Here is a 22,522-nt window from a genome sequence, read left to right as displayed (position 1 = left end):
ATCGGTGCCGAGGCCGGAAATCCGCCGGCGCGGCGCGGACACGAAACCAGAATTGTCCGAGGCCGGGATGAGATCAGGGGTGAAATCCGTGGGGCGCCGGTTGCTCTGGCTGGCACTGCTGCTCGGTAGTGTCGTCATGGCATCGCATGCGATGGCGGAAGACGGTTACGACCTGTGGCTGCGCTATCGGCCGCTGGAAAGCCCGGCCCTCGAACGCTACCGGCCGCTGGCCGCCGAACTGGCCGGTACCGCGAACTCGCCGACCTTGCGCGCCGCCGCGGCGGAATTGCAGCGCGGACTTGCCGGTCTGCTGGGTGTGCAGCCGCCGCTCAGCGAGCGGGTCTCGCGTGCTGGCGCGCTGGTGTTCGGCACGCCGTCGTCATCGGACATCGTCAAGTCGTTGAACCTCGACCTGCGTGCGCTCGGCGCCGAAGGCTACGTGCTGCGCTCGGCCAGCGTCGCCGGCCGGCGTGTCACCGTGATCGCTGCAGCCACGGATGTCGGCGTTCTCTACGGCGCCTTCCACTACCTGCGCCTGCTGCAGACTCGCGCCGATGTGTCCCGCCTGGAGCTGAGCGCATCGCCGCGCGTGCAGACCCGCATCCTCAACCACTGGGACAACCTCGACCGCACCGTCGAGCGCGGCTACGCGGGCGAATCGCTGTGGGACTGGCACAAGCTGCCCGACTACCTCGATCCGCGCTACACCGACTATGCGCGCGCCAATGCATCGATCGGCATCAACGCCACGGTGCTGACCAACGTCAACGCGAATGCGTTGGTGCTGACGCCGGCGTATCTGGAGAAAGCAGCGGCGCTCGCCGGCGTGCTGCGGCCCTACGGTATCCGCGTGTACCTCACCGCGCGCTTCAGCGCACCGATCGAGATCGGCGGACTTGCGACCGCCGATCCGCTCGACCCCGCAGTGGCGAAGTGGTGGCGCGACAAGATGGCGGAAATCTATCGCCACATCCCGGACTTCGGCGGCCTGCTGGTGAAGGCGAATTCCGAAGGCCAGCCGGGCCCGCAGGACTACGGCCGCTCGCACGCCGACGGCGCCAACATGCTTGCCGACGCACTCGCGCCGCACCGTGGCCTGCTCATGTGGCGTGCCTTCGTCTACTCGCACGAGGAACCCGACGATCGCGCCAAGCAGGCCTACAGCGAGTTCGTGCCGCTCGACGGCAAGTTCCGCGACAACGTGCTGCTGCAGGTGAAAAACGGCGCCATCGATTTCCAGCCGCGCGAGCCGTTCCATCCGCTGTTCGGCGCGATGCCGCGCACGCCGCTGATGATGGAGTTCCAGATCACCAAGGAATATCTCGGCTTCGCCACTCATCTGGCCTATCTCGCCACGATGTATCGCGAGACGCTCGATGCCGACACCTGGCGCAAGGGTCGCGGCTCGACTGTGGAAAAAGTAATCGATGGCTCGCTGCACGGCTACCGCCACACCGGCATGGCAGGCGTCGCCAACATCGGCGCCGACCGCAACTGGACCGGCTCGCAGTTCGACCAGGCCAACTGGTACGCCTTCGGCCGGCTCGCCTGGGATCCGGGACTGCCGGCGCAGGCCATCGCCGAAGAGTGGACGCGCATGACCTTCGGCAACGAGCCGGCGCTGGTGCAGCCGGTCGTGTCCATGATGATGGGATCGCGCGAAGCGGTGGTGGACTACATGACGCCGCTGGGCCTGCATCATCTGATGGGGCGCGGCCATCACTACGGACCGGGACCGTGGGTCGAGGGTGGGCCGCGGGCCGACTGGACTTCTGTCTACTACCACCGCGCCGATCGCAACGGCATCGGCTTCGATCGCACCGCGCGCGGCAGCAATGCTGTCGCGCAGTACGCGCCGCAAGTGGCGGTGCAGTTCGGCGATGCGCGACGCTGCCCCGAACAGTTCCTGCTGTGGTTCCATCATCTGCCGTGGGATTACCGGATGCACTCCGGTCGCACGCTGTGGGATGAGCTCGTCGTGACTTACACGCGTGGCGTGCAGGCCGTGAGTGCGATGCGCGACACGTGGGCCGCGACTGCGCCCTATGTCGACGCCGAGCGGCATGCACAGGTGGCCGCCTTCCTCGCCATCCAGGAAAAGGAAGCGCGTTGGTGGCGCGATGCTTCGATCGCCTACTTCCAGACGTTCTCCGGCCGACCGCTGCCCGCCGGCGAAGCGGCGCCAGCGCATTCGCTCGACTACTACAAGTCGCTGGAATTTCCGTATGCGCCGGGCCATCACTGAATTGCGGCGTGCCTTCGTGGTTGCGTCGACCGTGTTCGGCGCAACGGTGTCGGCTGCGCCGCTGCTGCATTCGATGTTCCAGGATCACGCGGTATTGCAACGCGACCGGCCCGTGCGTGTGTGGGGCACGGCGGCGGCGGGGCAGGAGATCACGGTGTCGTTCGCCGGACAGTCACGGCATGCGAGCGCCGGCACGGACGGTCGCTGGCAGTTGCAGCTCGATCCGCTGCCGGCCGGTGGACCACACATACTCGAAGCAGTCACCGCCGGCGGCGATCGCCAGACCCTGCGCGATGTGTTGGTGGGCGATGTCTGGTTGTGTTCCGGTCAGTCGAACATGGTGCTGCCGGTGCATCGCGCGCTGGATTCGCGCTCCGAGATCGCCAATTCAGCCAATGACCGCATCCGTCTGTTGACGATTCCACTGGCGAGCGACGTGACGCCGCAGGACGAGTTCATTCGCGGCGGCGAATGGCAGGTCGCCGGTCCCGCCACCGTGCCGGAATTTTCTGCTGCCTGTCTCTACTTCGCGCGCGAACTGCAGAAATCCGTGGACGTGCCGTTCGGGCTGATCGCCTCGGCCTGGGGCGGTTCGCGCATCGAGGCGTGGATGAGTGCGCCGGCATTGCGTGCGGCCGGCGGTTATGACGCGATGCTGGATGCCGTCGAACTGCGCCGCAGCGATCCGGCGGCCGCGACGCGTCGCTGGGCCTCGATCTGGGAATCGTGGTGGCACAACCAGCCGGCGACGCGCGGTCAGCGCGATCCCTGGGCGACGACGGCAACGACTTCGCAGTGGCAGGCGGCGCCCGCCGATCTCGTGCCGTGGGAGCAATGGCAGGTGCCGGCGCTGCGCAACTACAACGGCATGCTGTGGTATCGCACGACCGTGCAGGTGTCGAAGCAACAGTCGCAGCGGCGTGCGCGTCTGTCGCTCGGCAATGTCGACGAGGCCGATCTCACCTGGGTGAATGCGCAATTGCAGGGCGCGACCGACGGTGATACGCAGGGCTTCGCGCCGCTGCCGTCGGGATCGAACCGCGTCTACTACCTGTCGCCCGGCACGCTGCGCGCTGGCGACAATGCGCTGGTCGTGAATGTGCTCGACACCTACGCACTCGGCGGCCTGTACGGACCCGCGCAGTCGCGCGTGCTGCAGTTCGACGATGGCAGTGCGATTCCGCTCGATGGTGCATGGCGCTATCAGATTCCGCCGGCTGTCGGCACGCCGCCGCGCGAGCCTTGGGGCAGCACCGCCGGGCTCGGCACGATCCGCAATGCCATGATCGCGCCGCTCGCGAACTACACGCTGCGCGGCGTCGCCTGGTATCAGGGTGAATCGAATACCGAGGATGCCTCGCGCTATCGCGATCTGCTGACCCGCTTCATGAGCAACTGGCGCCGCGAGTTCGATTCGCCGCAGTTGCCGTTCCTGATCGTGCAGCTCGCCAACTATGGCGCACCGCCGACACGGCCCGTCGAAAGCGGCTGGGCCGAATTGCGCGAGGCGCAGCGCCAGGCGGTGGCGGCCGATCCCCACGCCGCGCTCGTCGTAACCATCGATATCGGCGATCGCTACGACATCCATCCCGCCAACAAGCAGGAGCTCGGCCGGCGTCTCGCCCGTGCCGCGCAGCATGAGGTTTACGGCGAACCAGTCGCGCCCTCCGGTCCGAGGGCCACGGCGGCGCGGCGCGAAGGCGCAGATGTGGTGATCGACTTCGCCGATGTCGCCGGCCATCTCGTCGCCTATGGCGCCGAGGCACCGATCGGCTTCGAGCTGTGCGCCGCCGCACGCGATTCATGTCGCTTCGCGCCCGCACGCATCGACGGCGATCGCATCGTGCTCGCCGCGACACCGCAGGCGACTCGCGTTCGCTACTGCTGGGCCGACAGTCCCGTCTGCACGCTCTTCGATGAATCGTCGCTGCCCGCCGGACCCTTCGAGCTGTCGATCGAAGCCCGCGACAAGAGGTTCCAATGAGTGACACAACATCACAGCCGGTTCAGCCTGCGGGCTCGTCGCGCGATCGCGAGATCGTCGATGCGCGCGTGATCGTTACCTGTCCCGGTCGCAACTTCGTCACGCTGCGCATCGAAACGCACGCCGGCATCGTCGGGCTCGGCGATGCCACGCTCAACGGCCGCGAACTGGCCGTGGCCGCGTATCTCACCGACCATGTCATCCCGACGCTGATCGGCCGCGATGCGGGGCGCATCGAAGACACCTGGCAGTTCCTGTATCGCGGCGCGTACTGGCGTCGCGGTCCGGTGACCATGACGGCCATCGCGGCGGTCGACATCGCGCTGTGGGACATCGTCGCGCGACTCGCCGGCCTGCCGCTGTACCAGTTGCTGGGCGGTCGCTCGCGCGAAGGCGTGCTGGTGTACGGGCACGCGAGCGGCGCCGACGTCGATGCGACCAGCGAGGAAGTCGGCCGCTTCATCGAGAAGGGCTACCTGGCGATCCGCGCGCAGAGCGGCGTGCCGGGTCTGAAGAAGAACTATGGCGTGACGCGCATCAAGGGTGCCTACGAACCCGCCGAGAGCGAGCTGCCGCTCGAAACCGTCTGGTCGACGCCGCGCTATCTCACCAGCACGCCGCCACTGTTCGAGCGCCTGCGCCGCGATCACGGCCCCGATATCGAACTGCTGCACGACGTGCATCATCGGCTCACGCCGATCGAAGCGGCGCGGCTGGCGCGTGATCTCGAACCGTACCGCCTGTTCTGGCTCGAAGATCCGACGCCTGCGGAAAACCAGTCGGCGTTCGAACTGATCCGGCGTCATTCGGTCACGCCGATCGCCACCGGCGAAGTCTTCAATTCGCTCTGGGATTGCAAGGAGCTGATCGAGAAACAGCTCATCGACTACGTCCGCACCACGCTCGTTCATGCGGGCGGCATCACGCATGTGCGCCGCATCGCCAGTCTCGCCGCGCTGTACGGCGTCCGCACCGGCTTCCACGGCGCCACCGACCTGTCGCCGGTGTGCATGGGCACGGCACTGCATTTCGATACCTGGGTGCCGAACTTCGGCATCCAGGAATACATGTTGCACTCGGACGAGACGCTCGCCGTCTTCCCGCACGACTACACGTTCCGCGACGGTCGCCTGCATTGCGGAGAATCGCCGGGACATGGCGTGAGCATCGACGAAAAGCTCGCCGCGAAATTTCCGTATTCGCCGCGCCAGCTGCCGATCGCGCGGCTGGAAGACGGCACGATGTGGGACTGGTAAGGGGAGGTATCCGATGAAGGACTGCCGGCCGGCCGTCGCCATCGCGACTGTCATTGCAACATTCGCGACGCTCGCCGCGCGGGCGGACGAACCGCTCTATCTCGATCCCGCGCGCAGCTTCGAGGAACGCGCTGCCGATCTCGTTTCGCACATGACGCTGGAAGAAAAGATCTCGCAGCTCGGCGACGACGCGCCCGCCATCGAGCGCCTCGGCGTGTCGCGCTATGTGTGGTGGAACGAGGCCCTGCACGGCGTGGCGCGTGCCGGCGCTGCCACCGTCTTCCCGCAGGCCATCGGACTCGCCGCCACGTTCGATCCGCAACTCATGCGCGCAGTCGCCACCGTCATCAGCGACGAAGGCCGCGCCAAGCATCACGAATTCGCGCGCCGCGATCAACGCGGCCGCTACCAGGGCCTGACGTTCTGGTCGCCCAACATCAACATCTTCCGCGATCCGCGCTGGGGTCGCGGCCAGGAAACTTACGGCGAGGATCCCTGGCTCACCGCGCGCATGGGCGTCGAGTTCGTGAAGGGACTGCAGGGCGACGATCCGAAATACCGCAAGGTCGATGCCACGGCCAAGCACTTCGCCGTGCACAGCGGGCCGGAGGCCGACCGGCATCAGTTCGACGTGCATCCAAGCGAGCGCGATCTGTACGAAACGTATCTGCCTGCGTTCCAGGCGCTGGTGCAGGAAGGCAAGGTCGCCGCCGTAATGGGCGCCTACAACCGCGTCTATGGCGAGTCGGCCTCGGCCAGCCGGTTGCTGTTGCAACAGATCCTGCGCGAGGACTGGGGTTTCGAAGGCTATGTGGTTTCCGATTGCGATTCGATCGAAGACATCTTCCTGCATCACAAGATCGTCGGCACGGCGGAAGAAGCAGCCGCGCTGGGCGTGAAGACGGGCTGTGACCTCGACTGCGGCAAGACTTACAACGCGCTGCTGCCGGCGGTGAAACAGGGCCTGATCCGCGAGGCGGACATCGACATTGCGCTCAAGCGCCTGATGCGCTCGCGCTTTGCGCTCGGTATGTTCGATCCGCCGCAGCGCGTGCGCTGGGCGCAGATTCCGTACTCGGTGAACCAGGCGCCGGCGCACGATGTGCTGGCGCGCCGCGCCGCGCAGTCGTCGCTGGTGCTGCTGAAGAACAGCGGCGTGCTGCCGCTGTCGCGCAACGTGCGCAGCATCGCAGTGATCGGTCCGACGGCGGATGAAGTCATGTCGCTGCTGGGCAACTACTACGGCACGCCGGCGGCGCCCGTCACGGTGCTGCAAGGGATCCGCGATGCCGCCGGGCCAAACACGAAGGTGACGTACGCACGCGGCGCCGATCTGGTCGAAGGCCGAGAGGAACCGCGCGCTGCGCCACTGATCGATGCGGCGTACCTGCGGCCGGGGCCGGGCGCGAAAGAGCAGGGACTCAAGGGCGAATATTTCCGCGGCCGCGAATTCGCCGGTGCGCCGGCACTGACACGCATCGATCCGCGCATCGCCTTCCGCTGGGATCGCGGCGGCCCGACCGACGATCTGGTGGCGCGCGGCGAACTCAGCGAAGCGCAGGGACTCGGCGGCGACGATTTCAGCGTGCGCTGGACGGGACAACTGCTGCCGCCGACCTCGGGTACCTACGAACTCAGCGTCGGTGCCAACGACGGCTTCCGCCTGTTCGTCGACGGCAAGCTGCTGATCGACGTCTGGGAACCGGTGCCGCGACTGCAGAGCCATTCGGCCTCGATCGAGTTGCAGTCCGGCAAGACCTACGACATCAAGCTCGAATATTTCGAGGACATCCGTGACGCCGAGGTACGGCTCGCATGGCGTCGTCCGGGCGCGAAGCCACCGTTCGAAGAAGCGCTCGACGCGGCGCGCGCCTCGGATGTCATCGTGTTCGTCGGCGGCCTGACCGGCGATGTCGAAGGCGAGGAAATGAAAGTCGATTACCCCGGCTTTGCCGGCGGCGATCGCACCGACCTGCGCCTGCCGGCCACGCAGCAGAAACTGCTCGAAGCGCTGCATGCGACCGGCAAGCCCGTCGTGCTGGTGCTCACTACCGGCTCAGCACTTGCAGTCGACTGGGCGCAGGCGAATCTCCCGGCGATCCTGCTGGCCTGGTATCCGGGACAGCGCGGCGGCACGGCTGTGGCCGATGCGCTGTTCGGCGATTTCAATCCCGCCGGCCGCCTGCCGGTGACGTTCTACAAAGCAAGCGAGAAGCTGCCCGCGTTCGACGACTACGCCATGAAGGGCCGCACGTACCGATACTTCCGGGGCGAGCCGCTGTATCCGTTCGGTCACGGCCTTTCTTACACGCGCTTCGAATATTCGGATCTGCGCGTCGATCGCGAGAACGCGAAACCCGGCGAGGATGTACGTGTCTCGTTCAAGGTGAAGAACACGGGCAAGCGCGCGGGTGAGGAAGTCGCGCAGCTCTATCTGAGGGCGCTCGATCCGCGGCGCGAGCGCGCGTCCAAGGATCTGCGCGGTGTGCAGCGCGTGATGCTGCAGCCGGGCGAGAGTCGCGAAGTGTCCTTCGTCGTGCGTGCTGATCGCGATCTCATTTACTACGACACGGAGCGCAAGCAGTACGCGGTTGATCCGGGGCGCTATGAGGTGCAGGTCGGGGCGTCGAGTGCGGATGTGCGGGCGCGTGCGGTGTTTGCGATTCCGGGAACGTGAGAAGGTTCGATGCGCTCGGTTGGGTGCATCGCGTCGTTGGGTGGCTTCGATGGGCAGCGCGCCCCCACCCTAACCCTCCCCCGCAAGCGGGGGGGAGGGGATAAGAAAAAGAAAGGCGCCGCTCCGTCTGTGGGGCCGGCTTTAGCCGGCCTGAAAGCAGTCAGGCTAAAGCCTGACCTACAGAAAGAAGCCGATCGCATGACCGGTTCGCACACTGCAGCGCGCTCTTGCGACTGGAAGGACAGGGGGAGGGGCTTGGCGAACCCGGTGGCGGCCGGGAAACCCAACGCAGATCGGCACTCTTAACTCAGGCGGCACTCAGCGGCGCGGTACGCGAAGCGAATCGGCAGGTGAAGTTACGACAGGCCAAATGCTGCGGCGACTTTCCGAACGTCTACGATGCACTCACCGAAGCTCACGCCAAGACACTCCCCCTGGCCTCGCCAGTCGCCGGCCCGAAGGGCGCGCGCGGTGAGCGTGGCACGCCATTCAAGACATGGGTCCCCGCCTTCGCGGGGATGACCGCTACATCTAACCCACTAACGCCACCACCTCCTCACGCTGCTTCACCGTCAGCAACGGCCCGAACCCCGCCTGCAGATTGTCGCTCTGTCGCTCCGGCTTGCCCGTCGCGGGAATCACCGCCGTCACCGCCTCGAAGCTCAGCGAATACTTCAGGAACATCTGCGCCCATGAAGTCACGCCGGCCTCTGCCGCCCAGGCCGGCAGTGATTTGCCCTGCACCTGCCGGAACAGCGCGCCGTCGTTGAAGTTGCGATTGGTCAGCACCGCGACGCCGAGTTCCTGCGCCAGCGGCAGCACGCGCTTCTCGATGCCGCGATTCGTGACCGAGTGATTGATCTGCAGGAAATCGGGCTTCGTTGCCCGCACGACTTCGGCGAGTTCGTCGTGCGCCGAATCGAGATAGTGCGTGACGCCGACGTAGCGGACCTTGCCCTGCTTCTTCAGTTCGCGCGCCACCTCGATCTGCGTCTTCCAGTCGCGCAGGTTGTGGACCTGCAGCAGTTCGACCTTGTCCGTCTGCAGCCGCTTCAACGTACTCGCGAACTGCGCGAAGCCTGCTTCGCGGCCGGAAACGCCGGAGAGCTTGGTAGCAAGGAAGCATTGCTTGCGATAGCCGCCGCCGGCGAGCAGCGGGCCGAGATTGTCCTCGGCATTGCTGTAGGTCGGCGCGGTGTCGATCAGGCTCGCGCCGCCGGCGAAGAAGCGCTTCAGCACGTCCTTCAGTGCCTCGTATTCGGCGCCGCCTTGCGAGACCTCGAAACTTCCGGACGTTCCCATGCCGATGACGGGGACCCGTTCGCTCGAGGAGGGGATCGGCCGTTTGAGCATCGATCCGGTTGCTGCGGCCAGCGACAGACTCGTCGGCAGCGCCTGCAGCAGCATCGAGCCGGCTACCGTGAAAGAAGCAGTGCCGAGAAAGCGGCGACGGGTGGTCATGGGATGTCCTCGCGATGAGCCAGAGAGTGCGCACGATAGTCGTCGCAGGAACGCCTGTCAGCGTGGTTTGTGACAGTCGCGGGGAGAATGGCCGCAAAAAGGCGCAAAGCTCGCAAGAGAGAATCTTTTTCTGCGTCCTTTGTACCTTCTTGCGGCCATTCTCCTATCCGGCCTTCTTCACTCCCGCATGGATCAGCGCGACGCCGATGAGGATCACTCCCGCCGCGGCCGTGACGGCCGTGGCCGCGCCCGACAGCGTCGCCGCCTGCACGCACGTTTCCCAGTTCAGTGCGATCAGCGCCGTCAGTGCGATGCCGATCAGCATGACGACGATCCCGGCGATGGCGAGCGGTACGCAGGCGCGCGTCGTGTCGACGCCGCGCGCCATGTCGACCGGGTCGAAGCGTCCGCGCAGCCACAGGAAGAACAGCAGCAGCGCGAGCGGATGCAGCAGCCCTGCGCTCACGAACACGATCTGCTGATTGCCGGTCCATTGCACCGCGAGGGCTGCGAGCAGCGTCATGAACATGCCGCCGATGCCGCCGGTGGTCGATCCCAGGCCGACGACCGAGCCCGAGACGCGCGCGGGAAACAGATCGATGGCCGACGTGAACAGGTTGGCCGACCACGCCTGGTGTGCGGCCGTGGCGAGCGCGATCAGGCCGACGCTGACGGCGAAGCTGTCGGTGTAATACGCGACGATCGCGCCGGGCATGCAGGCGGCGGCGATGAACATGGTCGTGAGGCGCGCGCGGCCCACGGCCCAGCCGCGCTGGATCAGGTGGCCGGACAGCCAGCCGCCCGCGATCGAGCCGACGGTCGCGCCGGTATAGATGAGCGCCAGCAGCGAGGCGCTGCGCAGCGGATTCTGGCCGCGTTCGCGTTCGAGATACGACGGCAGCCAGAACAGGAAGAACCACCACACCGGATCGGTGATGAGCTTGCCGATCAGGAACGGCCAGATCTGCCGGTAGCGCAGCAACTGCGTCCAAGGCACGACGATCGCTTCGCGCGCGGGCGGCTGGCCGGCGCGGATGTAGTCCAGTTCGGCCGGCGAGACGCGCGGATGTTCTTCGGGCGGATGAAACATGCGCTGCCAGAAGAACAGCCAGACGACACCGATGGCGCCGATGGCGACGAACGCGGACTGCCAGCCGAACGTGATGGCCAGCCACACGGTCACGAACGACACCATCACGCCGATGTTCGCGCCCGAGTTGAACACGCCGGTGGCGAGCGCGCGTTCCTGCTGTGGAAACCACATCGCCACGGCCTTGATCGAGGCAGGAAAATTCGCGGCCTCGGCGACGCCGAGGAAGAAGCGCACCAGCACGAAGCCGAGCACGGTGCCGACCAGCCCATGCGCAGCGGCCATCGCCGACCACAGGATCAGTGCCCACGCGAGACTGCGTTTCACGCCGTAGCGATCGATCAGCCGCCCGGCGAGCGACGGCGCCGCGGCATAGGCCACGGTGAACGCGAACGTGACCCAGCCGTAGTCGATGTCGGTCCAGCCCAGGTGCGCCTGAAGCGTGGTTTTCAGAACCGACAGTGCATTGCGATCGACGTAGTTGATCGTCGTCGCGAAGAACAGCAGGCCGCAGATCCACCAGCGGTAGCGGCCGCCGGTGGCGCGGGCGGAAATCGCGTCGCTCATTGAGCGACGACGAGCGTGGCCGATTTCAGATCGACGCTGTTCGCGCCGGCGGAGATCGTGAACTCGCCTGGCTCCACTGCGAACTTCATGGCTTCGTTCCAGAAGCCGAGTTCGTCGCTGCCGAGTTTGAACGTCACGGTGGTCGCCGCGCCCGGCTGCAGGCTCACGCGGCGGAAGCCCTTCAGTTCCTTGAGCGGACGCGTCACCGAACTCACGACATCGCGCACGTAGAGTTGCACGACCTCATCGCCCGCGAGCGCGCCGGTGTTGCGCACGTCGACGGACACGTCGACCGTACCGTTCGTGCCGATCTGCGCCGCCGACAGGCGCGGCGTGCCGATCTCGAACGTCGTGTACGACAGGCCGAAGCCGAAGGGAAACAGCGGTTCCTTCGAGTCGAAGTGATAACCGCGATGCGCGCTCGGCTTCTGCGCGTAGTACATCGGCAGCTGGCCCACCGAACGCGCGATCGTGACGGGCAGCTTGCCGCCGGGATTGGCATCGCCGAACAGGATGTCGGCCAGCGCGGTGCCGCCTTCCTGGCCCGCATACCAGCCTTCGACGAGGGCATTAGCCTTCTCGACGACTTCGGGAATCGACAGCGGCTGGCCGTTGATCAGCACGACCGTCACGGGCTTGCCGAGCGCGAAGATCGCATCGGCGAGTTCCTGCTGTTCGCCAATGAGTCCCAGTTCGTCGCGATCGCCGAGATGATTCGTCGCCCAGGCCTCGCGGAACACGGCGCTGGTGCCGCCGATGACGAGCACGACGCTGTCTGCGCCCTTCGCGACTGCCACCGCTTCGGCGATGAGACGGCGATTGGCAGCCGGGTCGGCGAGTGTCACTTCATCGGTGTACCAGTCGCCGCTGTCGGTAAGGCGTACACCTTCGGCGTAAGTCACTTTCACGCGACTACCGACCTTGGTGCGGATGACGTCGAGCACGCTCACCGTCTGGCGCGGCACGTTGGAATAGCCGCCGAGATCGACGCGCGCCGCGTTGGGACCGATGACCGCGAGCGTCTGCAACGACTGCGCGCGCAACGGCAGCGTGCCGTCGTTCTTGAGCAGCACCACGGATTTGCGCGCCGCCTCCAGCGCCAGCGCGCGCGCTTCGGCATTGCCGGTGATGGCCACCGCGCGCTTCGCATCGGCGTAGGGACTCTCGAACATGCCGGCAAGAAACTTCAGTCGCAGCATGCGACGCACCGCTTCGTCGATGCGCTGCTGCGTCACCAGGCCCTGTTGCAGCGCCTGCGGCAGCAGCGAGAACGACTTGCCGTCCGGCAGATCGATGTCGACCCCGGCGTTGAGCGCACGCGCCGCCGCGTGCACGCCATCGCTTTCGAGTTGATGCACCTTGATCAGCTCTTCGATGGCGAAGTAGTCGCTGACCACGGCGCCCTGAAAACCCATTTCGCCGCGCAGGATGTCCTGCAGCAGCCAGCGGTTGGCATGCGAGGGAATGCCGTCGATCTCGTTGTACGAAGCCATCACGGCCTGCGCATTGCCGCGTTTGATCGCTGCGGCGAACGGCGGAAAGAACGTCGTGCGCAGCACGCGTTCGGAAATGCTGGCCGGGCCGACATTGGTGCCGCTTTCGGGCTGGCCGTGACCGGTCATGTGCTTGAGCGTCACCAGCACGCGATCCGGTGCGAGCGGCAGCGACTCGCCCTGGAAGCCGCGCACCACGGCGACGCCGAGTTCGCTGACCAGGTAGGGATCTTCGCCGTAGGTTTCCTCGATGCGGCCCCAGCGCGGATCGCGAGCGACGTCGACCACCGGCGCCAGCACCTGCTGTACGCCGCGCGCGCGGATCTCGCGCGCCACGACCGTGAATATGCGCTCCAGCAGTTGCGGATCCCAGGAACTCGCGAGCGCGATCGATTGCGGGAAGCTCGTGGCATTGCGCGCCGCGTAGCCGTGCAGGCCTTCTTCGTGGAACAGCACCGGAATGCCCAGGCGCGTCTGGGTCAGGGCGTGACGCTGGATGGCATTGATCAGCTCGACCGTATCGCGCTCGTCGCGAAAAGGCGTCTGCAATGCGCTGCCCGCTTCCTGCAGGTCGCTCGGCCGTCCGAACTGACCGATGCCGGCCGGATAGAGCTGGCGCGCCTTCGCAGAATCGAACTGGCCGCGCGCCGTCAGGATCGCGTTCTTCTCGGTCCACACCGTGGTGATCTGCGCGATCTTTTCCTCGAGCGTCATGCGTCCGAGCAGGTCTTCCACGCGCGCGTCGATCAGTGCCTGAGGATCCTTGTAGACCGGCGCGGCTTCGCGCGCCGACGCCGCAGCGGCAAGACACAGCAGGACGGCGAAGCTCGCCAGCAGGCGGGTGCCAGTCGTTTTCATCGTGGTTCCCCCGGACTGAGTCCCTGGATCGTGCGATTGGATGGTAACGGTATCATTTCTGGTGCAACACTTGTCCGGCGCGCCTGCTCAGATGGCGGAGCGGCGTGCCACTTCCTTGCGCTTGGAGGCGGCTTCGGAGCGCGCGCGTTCGACGGCGTCGGTTTCGGTCGCTTCCAGGATGGAGGCGATCACGCGATCGAGATGGTTGTGCATCGCCTTGCGCGCGGCCTTCGGGTCGCGCGCCTGCAGCGCGCTGAAGATGGCGAGGTGATCGTCGTGCCGCGGCTGCACGCCGGCATCGCGCGCGCGATCGAACATTTCGCGGCACATGGGCGACTTGTAGCGCATGTCCCAGAGCGTCTCGACCACCGAGGCCAGCGCTGCATTGCCCGTGGCTTCGGCGATCGTGATGTGGAAATTGCGGTCGGCCTGTTCGCCGGCGTCGTTGTCGGTGTTGGCGGCGAGTTCGCGCAGCAGCGCGGCGAGCCGGGCGATTTCTTCGTCGGTGATGATGGCCGCGGCGAGCGCAGCCGATTCGCCTTCCACCAGTCGTCGCGCTTCAGTCACTTCGAACGGACCGATGTCCGGTTCCTGCGGCGCACTGTCCTGCGGCGGTGCCTCGGTGATGTAGATCCCGGAGCCGCGGCGCGCTTCGGCAATGCCGCGAATCTCCAGCGCAATCATCGCCTCGCGAATCGTGGCGCGACTGACGTCGAATTCCTCGGCCAGCTCGCGTTCCGGCGGCAGGCGATCTCCCGGTCGATAGGTGCCGCCGCGGATCGAGGCGACGATGGCATTCGCCACCTTGACGTAGAGCTTGGGGGCATTGTGGGGGCCGATGTCCGCGAATCTTTTGTTGTGTGGCACAGCGTTCTTGGCGCGAGGGGAGGCGACGCAGGAGATTGATTGGTCTGGCCAATTATTGCCGTGCAATCGCGCGGCATACAAGACTCATCTGGCCAGATCCGGATGCGATGCGACAATTTCCCGCGGAAATCCTGTGTTGACAAGTCAGCTCAGGCCAAACTAGAGTCGACTGGACTGACCACTATGGCCGATGTGCATAGGTGGTCTGACCTGAAAAACCCAGCGGCACTGGGCGAGTTTGGTTGCGAACGGTGGCCGCTGTTTTATTTGTCGCCGAATGGTAGCGGTATCAGTCGTCATGCAAAGGCGCAGATCGCTGACGCAGGTGGCGCATTACGAATACGACAATGCAGGGGGAGCCATGAACAACAGCATCAACGATCGTCGATCGGGTCACGCGTCCATTCTCGGCGCATGCATTGCGGCCATCGTCGGCTCGGCGCCGACCGTCCAGGCCGCCGAGACTGCCAGCAGCCAGCCGCTCGAAGAAGTCATCGTGACCGGCTTCCGCAAGAGCCTCGAGGATTCGACCGATGCCAAGCGCGAGGCGGTCGGCTTCGTGGACGCGATTTTCGCCGAGGACATCGGCAAGTTCCCGGACACCAACATCGCGGAGTCATTCAACCGCATTCCCGGCATCACCATCACGCGTGAAGTCACCGGCGAGGGCCTGAATATCGCCATTCGGGGCCTCGGCACCAACTTCACCCGCATCCTGCTGAACGACGCACCGGTCGCGATTGCCTCGACGGGGCGTACCGATGCGCAGAGCACCAACCGCGAGGTCGATCTCGATCTGTTTCCGACGGAACTGTTTTCGCAACTCACGGTAAACAAGACATCGAATGCGCGGACGCTCGAAGGCGGCGCCGCGGGCACGGTCAACATGCGCAGCGCGCGGCCGTTCGACAACGAGGGAACTCAGCTGACCTATTCAATCCAGGGATCCGACAACAGCAATGCCGACGGTACCGGCGCCCGCGGGTCCATCGTCGCCAGCGGCACCTGGGGCGCCTTCGGCGCATTGGCCGGCGTGGTCGGCGTGCACAACAAGGTCAGGACGACCGGGTTCGAAACCATCGGCTGGACCAATGCCAATCTGAGCGAGGCGCAAGCCGGCGCCGGCGTCGCACGCAACACGACCGGCGGCGGCAACTGGACGATTCCGGCGGCGGTGCCCGCGAATGCGGGCAATGGACTCACACCCGACACCGTCGTCGATCGCGCTTTCCTGCTGGCGAACAATCCCGGACTGAGCATCCAGCAGATCGACAACGCCCTCATTCCGCGCCTGGGCCGACCGGCCGAAGAGTTCGGCACGAAGGATCGCTACAACGGCATCGTCAGTCTCGAGTTCCGGCCCAGCGATGATCTGCACTTCTTCCTCGACTCCATGTATGGCAAGAAGGAAAACGACCTGGAGCGCATCGACATGAACTGGGTCGGGCGCAACGGGGCCATGATTCCGCTGAACCTGCAGGTCGACCGCGAGAACTGCGCCAACGGCTGCGTGGTGACCAGCGGGACATTCGCCAATGCACAGGCGTTTCTCGAATATCGGCCGTTCATCGAGGACACCGAGTACTGGGGCGTGAACCCGGGAATGTCATGGCAGTTCACGGACAGGTTGAGTCTCGACGTCCAGGGCAACTACACCAAGAGCGAGTTCCACCGGGAGTCGCCGACCTTCCTGGTGATCACGCCGGCGAGTTCGGGAATGACGGTGACCTACACGAATGACGGCGGCATTCCGGTCATCGCCAGCAGCACCGATCTGAACGATCCGGCGAACTTCGGCTGGGCCGGTGGTCGCGTCAACATGCAGGACGAGAAGCGGGAAACGGAAACCAAAGGTGGCCGCGCCAATCTGACGTGGGGCGATGAGACACTGAACGTGAAGTTCGGCGGCGCCTACGACGAGGTGTCACGGGAGATCAAGGCGTACGACAACAGCCAGGCGTGGCAGAACGCGGCGTGCGGCAACAACCCGAACGTCGAACTACCGGCGCCCAACAGTCAGCCCGGCTGCAACGGCCTGAATGTGCCGGGCGCAAGTCCCCCGGGATTTCCTGCTTATCCGGGCTACGGAACCGGCTATTCCGCCGGCTTCCCGCCGCTCACATATGGGGGTTCGCTGATTCCGCAGGGCGCGTTGCAGAACTATCTGCGCCCCGGTCCCGGCTTCATCACTGCCGACTGGGCGGCTGTGGTCCGCGATTCGGGATACAACGACTTCCACAGCGTCACGCCGGAAACGGGTGCGTCCAACACCGGTGCCAGCGGCGGCCTGATCAGCGAAACGACCACGGGTCTGTACACCGAGATCAATGGCGACAGTGCGATTGGTGCCAACCGCCTCAGATACAACGTCGGCGTGCGCTGGGTTAAGACGGAGCAGACCGTCGGCGGACGAGTGTCGCTCACGGATCCGCGCAATCCGCCGCCGCCGGCTTCCGGTCCGAATCCCGCGGACGGCGGCCTCTATCCCAATGTCGTCAGCTTCGTGGAAACGGAGACCGAGTACGAGAACTGGCTGCCGTCGGCGAGCGTGGCAATGAACATCGCCGAGAACGCGGTGATTCGCGCCGCTCTGTCGCGCACCATGACTCGACCGAATCCGAACGACATGTTGCCGGGACTGAATTTCAGCACGCCGTCCGCCGATGTCGGCACGGTGGGCAATTCGGATCTCGATCCATTCCTGTCGGACAACATCGACCTCGGTTTCGAGTACTACACCGGCGGCGCCGGATATTTCGGCGTCGCTGCGTTCCGCAAGGGGATCGAGGGATTCACGGTCCAGGGTTCGACCACCGTTCCGTTCAGCGATCTCGCGACCTACGGTGTCACGTATGCATCGCTGACACCGACTCAACAGGCGGCCATCGATGCGCGTGGTGGTCCCGGTGTCGCCACCGTGGTTCTGAACCAGCAGATCAACGCCAGCGGACGCCTGACCGTGAACGGCCTGGAGTTCAACTGGGTGCAGCCGCTCGACTTCCTGCTCGAGGGAATCGGACTCAGCGGCTTCGGCTTCACCGCCAACTACACCCTCATCGATCAGAAGGGCGACGGTGCCGCCCCTGCAGTGGCCATCGGCGTCGCGCCCGAGACTTATAACGCCACGTTCTACTATGAGAACTACGGCGTCAGTGCGCGCATCTCCACCACCTACGCCGAGGGCTCGCAGGTATCGGGTCTGAACCAGAACGGCATCCCGCTGGCCGCGCTCTATGGCGACAACTATCAGCAATGGGATTTCTCTTCGAGCTTCGACTTCGCGGAAATGTTCGGCTGGTCTGACCTGGTGCCGCAGTTGACCATCGACGTGATCAACCTGACCAACGAAGAGCAGCGGTCGTATTTTCAGTTCAGCAACGCCACGTTCACTCAGTACGAAGCGGGCCGGACCATCATCGTCGGATTGCGCGGCAGATTCTGAGGGCCGGGCGCCGGCGCCGCAGCGTCACTGGCTGGCCGGTAGAGCGTAGGCAATGAGATAGCCGCCCGCATCGCTGCGAGCCGCAACCTCCTTGCCGCCCTGGGCCTCCGGTTGAGCCGAGTGACTCAATGCGACCGCATCGCTGGACGGCACCGCGATCACGACGAACTGTTGCTGGCTGCGCGGCGACACGTAACTCATCGGCGTGGCCTGCGCGCTGTTCGGCAGCACGTCGCTCCACAGCACCTTGCCCGTGCGCAGATCGAACGCGCGCATCCGCCGGTCCATCGTGCCGCCCATGAAGATCAGGCCGCCGCGCGTGACGATGGAGCCGCCGCTGTACGGCACGCCCATCGTGAGCGGCAGTTGCGATTTCAGACCGAGCGGTCCGAGTTCGTTCGCTGTGCCGAGCGGACGCCGCCAGAGCGTCTCGCGCGAGCGCAGGTCGACCACGGCGATCTCGCCGTACGGCGGTTGCTGGCACGGCGTGAAGATCGGCGACAGGAACGGATCCGTGCTGGAAGCGTACGGCGTGTTGAGCTGCCAGCCGCCGCCGAAGCCGAACTTCGTTTTCTCCGTGACCGTGGCCCGCGGATACAGCTGCACGCGGTTCGCGACGTGCAGCGAGTTCACGACCATCACGCTGTTGAGTTCGTCGACCGCGACGCTGCCCCAGTTCATGCCGCCCGCGAAGCCCGGGTACTGGATGCTGCCGCCGAGCGACGGCGGCGTCAGCGGGCCTTCGTAACGCAGCTTGCGGAAGGCGATGCGACACAGCATCTGGTCGATCGGCGTGACGCCCCACATCGCGGCTTCCGTCAGCGGCGCGCCGGCAAACGATGGCATGCCGGTCGAGAACGGCTGGGTCGGTGAAGTCCATTCCTCCGGCACGTCGGTCTGCGGCACCGGTTTCTCTTCGACCGTCGCGAGCGGTGCGCCCGTGCGCCGGTCGAGCAGGAACAGTTCGCCGCGCTTGGTCGGCACCACGACCGCCGGTGTCGAGGTGTTGTTGCTGCCGGGAATGTCGACCAGCACCGGCTGCGACGGCACGTCGTAGTCCCAGATGTCGTGATGCGTGGTCTGGAAGGACCAGCGCACCTGGCCGCTGGTGACATCGAGTGCGACCACCGAGCTGCCGTACTTTTCCGATTCGGGCGAGCGATGTCCGCCGTAGTAGTCCGGCGTCGCGTTGCCCGTCGGGATGTAGACGAGACCGAGCGTGTCGTCGGCGCTGAACAGGCTCCACGCATTCGGCGTGCCGCGCGTGTAGGTTTCGCCTTCGGCTGGCGCCGTGGTGCGATCCGGACGGCCCATGTCCCAGGCCCAGACGAGCTGTCCGTCGAGCGGATTGAAGGCACGCACGACACCGGAGGGTTCGCCGGTCTCGACGTTGTCGACGACCCAGCCGCCGAGCACCGCGACATTGCGCGCGATCGTCGGCGGCGAAGTGACGTAGTACCAGCCGGGTTTCACTTCGCCCATGCCGGCGAGCAGATCCACTTCACCATTCACGCCGAACCCGCTGCAGGCCTTGCCGGTTTTCGCATCGACGGCGATCAGCCGCGCGTCCGTCGTCGCCGTGAGAATGCGCTCTGCGCATTCGGCGACGGGCTCGGGTGCGCGGTAATACGTGACGCCGCGGCAGGTGGTGGTGAAACCGATCTTTGAATCCTTCACCTTCGGATCGAAGCGCCAGCGTTCCTGTCCGGTGTCGCCGTCGATGGCGGCCATCACGTTGCCGGCAAGACAGACATACAGCGTGTCGTCGATCTGCAGCGGCGTGGCCTTGAAGGCGCCGCCGACGCCGCTGCGCCAGGTCCACGCCACGCCGAGCCTGTCGACATTGGTCGTGTCGATCTGGTCGGCCAGCACGTAGCGCGTGCCGGCCGGCGTGCGGCCGTAGTGAGCCCAGTCGGTGCCGGTCGACGGCGGCGCATCCCGCATGGCGACCGGAAACGGCAAGGTCGGATAGGGCCGATGCAGTGCGATGCCGACGCAGAGCGCCGCCAATGCGATGAACGCCAGCCACGTCAGCGGCGATCGCAGCAGCGGACGATCGATGCGTCCATGCAGCATGCGCCGCAGGCCCGGACGCAGCAGGAAGAGTCCGAGGACCAGGAAGGGCAGGATCCGCGGCGCGAGCGCCCAGCCGTCGAAGCCGACTTCGGCGAGCGCCCAGATCACCGTGCCGACGACGAGAAGACCGTAGAGCCGGCTGCCCCACACTTCGGCGCGGAACAGCAGCACGCCGCTGGCGATGAGTACGATGCCGGCGATGGCGTAATAGAACGAGCCGCCGAGCATGAGCAGCCGCACGCCGCCGATGCCGAGGACCAGGCCCATCAGCACGAAGATCGTGGCGAGAATGCGCGGCGCGCGGGTGGCGGACTTGCGTGTCGAGTACAGGCTTCTGTTCACGAGTAGGTCTGCTTGCTGGTTCTGATTTCGTCGCCGCCCGGCGGCGCCCGGAGAGGCCGCATGTATAGCTCATCTGCCGTGGTCGCGCGAGGCGGCCCGTGGCTTGCGATGCGGAACCGTGCGATCCGCGGCAGAGTTGCTGCATGATGTCCGGCGCCGTACTTTTCCTCAGCGCCGCCATGGGCAACGGATGAATTCATTTCCATACACTTTCGGCATCGAAGAGGAGTACTTCCTCGCACTCGCGGCGGACGGCAGCCTCGCGCCCTGCATTCCCGATCACTTCCTGGCGCGGGCGCATGCGCGGCTCGGCGATGCGGTGACGTCGGAGCTGCTGCAGTCGCAGATCGAGATTGCCTCGCCCGTTCTGAGTTCGATGCGCGAAGCGCGCGAGCAGCTCATGCATCTGCGCTCGGCGCTGGCGCAGATGCTCGCGGAAGAGGACCTGCAGCTGATCGCGGCGAGCACGCATCCGCTCGGTGCCTGGCGCGAGCAGCAGGTGACGGTCAAGCCGCGCTACGACCGTCTGCTGTCCGATTTCCGCATCGTCGGCCAGCGCAATCTCGTCTGCGGCATGCACGTCCACGTGGAGATTCCCGCGGGTACCGATCGGGTCCGGCTCATGAACCGGATCATGCCGTGGCTGCCGGTGTTCCTCGCCCTGAGTACGTCCTCGCCGTTCTGGGATCAGCGCGTCACCGGCCTCATGAGCTATCGCCAGGCCATCTACGACGAATGGCCGCGCAGCGGCATTCCGGACTTCTTCGACGACGAGGCGGACTACGATGCCTTCGCGACCTTGCTGCACGGCGCCGGCGCACTCGCCGATGCCAGCTTCCTGTGGTGGGCGATCCGTCCGGCGATGAAATTTCCGACGCTCGAACTGCGCATCGCCGACGTGTGTACGAGCGCAGACGATGCGCTGGCGCTGGCCGCGCTGTTCCGCTGCCTGATCGCGATGCTGGTGCGCAATCCGCAGCACGGGGCGCAGCGTTCGACGCATACGCGCCGGCTCATCGACGAAAACCGCTGGCGCGCCAAGCGCGACAGCACGGGCGCGAGCCTGATCGATGAAGGCTCGGGGTCGGCGGTGCCGATGCGCCAGGTGATCGCAAACCTCGTCGACCTGGTTGCCGAAGATGCGCAGCGGCTCGAATGCGTGCCGGAACTGCAGCACCTGACCCGCATCCTCGATCGCGGCACCAGTGCGCATGCGCAGTTGCGCATCTACAATGACGCGCGCGCCGCCGGCGACAGCCAGGACCGTGCCCTGCGTCGCGTCGTCGAATGGCTCAGCAACGAAACCACCGCCACCCCTGCAGATGCCTGACCAACCGCGCAAGAGTCTCATCGGTCTCTCGCCCCGAATCCTGCGTCGCGTCCCGCGCGAACTCGGCTTCCGCGACAAGACGCTGCAATACCTGGAACAGTCGATGGCCCATTGCGTGATGCGGCTCGGCGCCGTCGCCGTGATGATTCCGACCATCGAACATTCGAGCGACATCGGCCGCTGGGAAGTGGCCACCGAAGACTACGTGAACGGACTCGACGGCCTGATCCTGCAGGGCGGCGCCGACATCGACCCGACGGTCTACGGCGAACAGCCGACCGACGTGATCGGGCCGACCGACGCGGTGCGCGATCAGTTCGAACTGGAACTGCTGCGCGGCTTCGCGGCCGCCGGCAAACCGGTGCTCGGCGTGTGCCGCGGCATGCAGCTCATCAACGTCGCCTACGGCGGCACGCTCTATCAGGATCTCGAAGCGGCTGGTGCGACGCAGTTCCAGCATCGCCTGCCCGATCTCTACGACGAGCACGCACACGAAGTGAACTTCACCGAAGGCGGCTGGCTGCAGTCGATCTATCGCGGCGCGAAGGAAGCGCGCGTGACCTCGATCCATCACCAGGGTGTGCGCGCGCTCGGCAGGGATCTCGTCATCGACGCCACCTCTCCCGACGGCGTGATCGAAGCGGTCCGGCATCGCGAGCATCCATTCATCGTGGGCGTGCAGTGGCACCCGGAATTCCACGACGCCCGGTTCCCCGGACTGCTGCCGACCGAGCCGCTGGTGAAAGCTTTTCTCAAGACGGCGTCGCAGCGGCTCTGATCCCTGTGGGGCCGGCTTCAGCCGGCCTCTTTTCGGAAGTCAGGCTGAAGCCTGAC

General features: G+C 65.8%; 12 protein-coding genes. 7 read left to right on the top strand and 5 right to left on the bottom strand.

Going from position 1 to position 22,522, the window contains the following annotated elements; genetic code table 11:
* Positions 1 to 67 precede the first annotated feature (67 nt).
* The 4 genes from V7D81_RS16465 to V7D81_RS16450 are packed head-to-tail and all read left to right on the top strand — an operon-like array spanning position 68 to position 8,162.
* Positions 68 to 2,245: an alpha-glucuronidase family glycosyl hydrolase gene (locus V7D81_RS16465; RefSeq protein WP_442958356.1), complete on the top strand. Its 2,178-nt coding sequence runs from the start codon at positions 68 to 70 to the stop codon at positions 2,243 to 2,245.
* Positions 2,226 to 4,229, top strand: coding sequence for a sialate O-acetylesterase (locus V7D81_RS16460; protein WP_324318223.1), 2,004 nt, complete (start codon positions 2,226 to 2,228; stop codon positions 4,227 to 4,229). Before V7D81_RS16465 ends, V7D81_RS16460 begins: the two co-directional genes overlap by 20 nt.
* Positions 4,226 to 5,485, top strand: a complete 1,260-nt coding sequence (manD, locus tag V7D81_RS16455) for a D-mannonate dehydratase ManD (RefSeq protein ID WP_324318220.1) — start codon at positions 4,226 to 4,228, stop codon at positions 5,483 to 5,485. Before V7D81_RS16460 ends, manD begins: the two co-directional genes overlap by 4 nt.
* A 13-nt stretch (positions 5,486 to 5,498) precedes the next feature.
* A complete protein-coding gene (locus V7D81_RS16450; RefSeq protein WP_324318218.1) occupies positions 5,499 to 8,162 on the top strand; it encodes a glycoside hydrolase family 3 protein in 2,664 nt (887 codons plus the stop codon).
* Positions 8,163 to 8,693: 531 nt separating this feature from the next.
* On the opposite strand, the gene V7D81_RS16445 is transcribed toward V7D81_RS16450, so the two are convergent.
* From V7D81_RS16445 to V7D81_RS16430, 4 genes are all read right to left on the bottom strand, one after another.
* On the bottom strand, positions 8,694 to 9,623 hold the full coding sequence (locus V7D81_RS16445) for an aldo/keto reductase (RefSeq protein WP_324318216.1): 930 nt from the start codon (positions 9,621 to 9,623) through the stop codon (positions 8,694 to 8,696).
* Positions 9,624 to 9,786: 163 nt separating this feature from the next.
* Positions 9,787 to 11,280: an MFS transporter gene (locus V7D81_RS16440; protein WP_324318215.1), complete on the bottom strand. Its 1,494-nt coding sequence runs from the start codon at positions 11,278 to 11,280 to the stop codon at positions 9,787 to 9,789.
* Positions 11,277 to 13,631, bottom strand: coding sequence for a glycoside hydrolase family 3 N-terminal domain-containing protein (locus V7D81_RS16435; protein ID WP_324318213.1), 2,355 nt, complete (start codon positions 13,629 to 13,631; stop codon positions 11,277 to 11,279). The genes V7D81_RS16440 and V7D81_RS16435 overlap by 4 nt, the downstream gene beginning before the upstream one ends.
* An 87-nt stretch (positions 13,632 to 13,718) precedes the next feature.
* Positions 13,719 to 14,498, bottom strand: a complete 780-nt coding sequence (locus tag V7D81_RS16430; protein WP_324318211.1) for a FadR/GntR family transcriptional regulator — start codon at positions 14,496 to 14,498, stop codon at positions 13,719 to 13,721.
* Positions 14,499 to 14,796: 298 nt separating this feature from the next.
* Between V7D81_RS16430 and V7D81_RS16425 the strand changes: the two genes are divergently transcribed.
* Positions 14,797 to 17,940, top strand: a complete 3,144-nt coding sequence (locus tag V7D81_RS16425) for a TonB-dependent receptor (RefSeq protein ID WP_324318209.1) — start codon at positions 14,797 to 14,799, stop codon at positions 17,938 to 17,940.
* A gap of 24 nt (positions 17,941 to 17,964) precedes the next feature.
* On the opposite strand, the gene V7D81_RS16420 is transcribed toward V7D81_RS16425, so the two are convergent.
* On the bottom strand, positions 17,965 to 20,358 hold the full coding sequence (locus V7D81_RS16420) for a membrane-bound PQQ-dependent dehydrogenase, glucose/quinate/shikimate family (RefSeq protein WP_324318207.1): 2,394 nt from the start codon (positions 20,356 to 20,358) through the stop codon (positions 17,965 to 17,967).
* Between the two features lie 190 nt (positions 20,359 to 20,548).
* On the opposite strand from V7D81_RS16420, the gene V7D81_RS16415 reads away from it, so the two are divergent.
* Together V7D81_RS16415 and V7D81_RS16410 are read left to right on the top strand one after the other, a co-directional pair.
* A complete protein-coding gene (locus V7D81_RS16415; RefSeq protein ID WP_324318205.1) occupies positions 20,549 to 21,688 on the top strand; it encodes a carboxylate-amine ligase in 1,140 nt (379 codons plus the stop codon).
* Positions 21,681 to 22,466 carry a gamma-glutamyl-gamma-aminobutyrate hydrolase family protein gene (locus tag V7D81_RS16410; RefSeq protein ID WP_324318203.1) on the top strand — a complete coding sequence of 262 codons (786 nt, stop codon included), beginning with the start codon at positions 21,681 to 21,683 and terminating at the stop codon, positions 22,464 to 22,466. Before V7D81_RS16415 ends, V7D81_RS16410 begins: the two co-directional genes overlap by 8 nt.
* Positions 22,467 to 22,522: the final 56 nt, after the last annotated feature.

This window comes from Povalibacter sp. (assembly GCF_036735925.1).
Taxonomy (GTDB): domain Bacteria; phylum Pseudomonadota; class Gammaproteobacteria; order Steroidobacterales; family Steroidobacteraceae; genus Steroidobacter.
The sequence above is the reverse complement of the archived record's forward strand: the minus strand, read 5'-3'. Positions and strand labels throughout refer to the sequence as shown.

What these genes read in the sequence shown, in the direction of transcription:
- V7D81_RS16465 (WP_442958356.1), top strand. Translation starts at nt 68, where the DNA reads ATGAGATCAGGGGTGAAATCCGTGGGGCGCCGGTTGCTCTGGCTGGCA.
- V7D81_RS16460 (WP_324318223.1), top strand. Translation starts at nt 2,226, where the DNA reads ATGCGCCGGGCCATCACTGAATTGCGGCGTGCCTTCGTGGTTGCGTCG.
- manD (WP_324318220.1), top strand. Translation starts at nt 4,226, where the DNA reads ATGAGTGACACAACATCACAGCCGGTTCAGCCTGCGGGCTCGTCGCGC.
- V7D81_RS16450 (WP_324318218.1), top strand. Translation starts at nt 5,499, where the DNA reads ATGAAGGACTGCCGGCCGGCCGTCGCCATCGCGACTGTCATTGCAACA.
- V7D81_RS16445 (WP_324318216.1), bottom strand. Translation starts at nt 9,623, where the DNA reads ATGACCACCCGTCGCCGCTTTCTCGGCACTGCTTCTTTCACGGTAGCC.
- V7D81_RS16440 (WP_324318215.1), bottom strand. Translation starts at nt 11,280, where the DNA reads ATGAGCGACGCGATTTCCGCCCGCGCCACCGGCGGCCGCTACCGCTGG.
- V7D81_RS16435 (WP_324318213.1), bottom strand. Translation starts at nt 13,631, where the DNA reads ATGAAAACGACTGGCACCCGCCTGCTGGCGAGCTTCGCCGTCCTGCTG.
- V7D81_RS16425 (WP_324318209.1), top strand. Translation starts at nt 14,797, where the DNA reads ATGCAAAGGCGCAGATCGCTGACGCAGGTGGCGCATTACGAATACGAC.
- V7D81_RS16415 (WP_324318205.1), top strand. Translation starts at nt 20,549, where the DNA reads ATGAATTCATTTCCATACACTTTCGGCATCGAAGAGGAGTACTTCCTC.
- V7D81_RS16410 (WP_324318203.1), top strand. Translation starts at nt 21,681, where the DNA reads ATGCCTGACCAACCGCGCAAGAGTCTCATCGGTCTCTCGCCCCGAATC.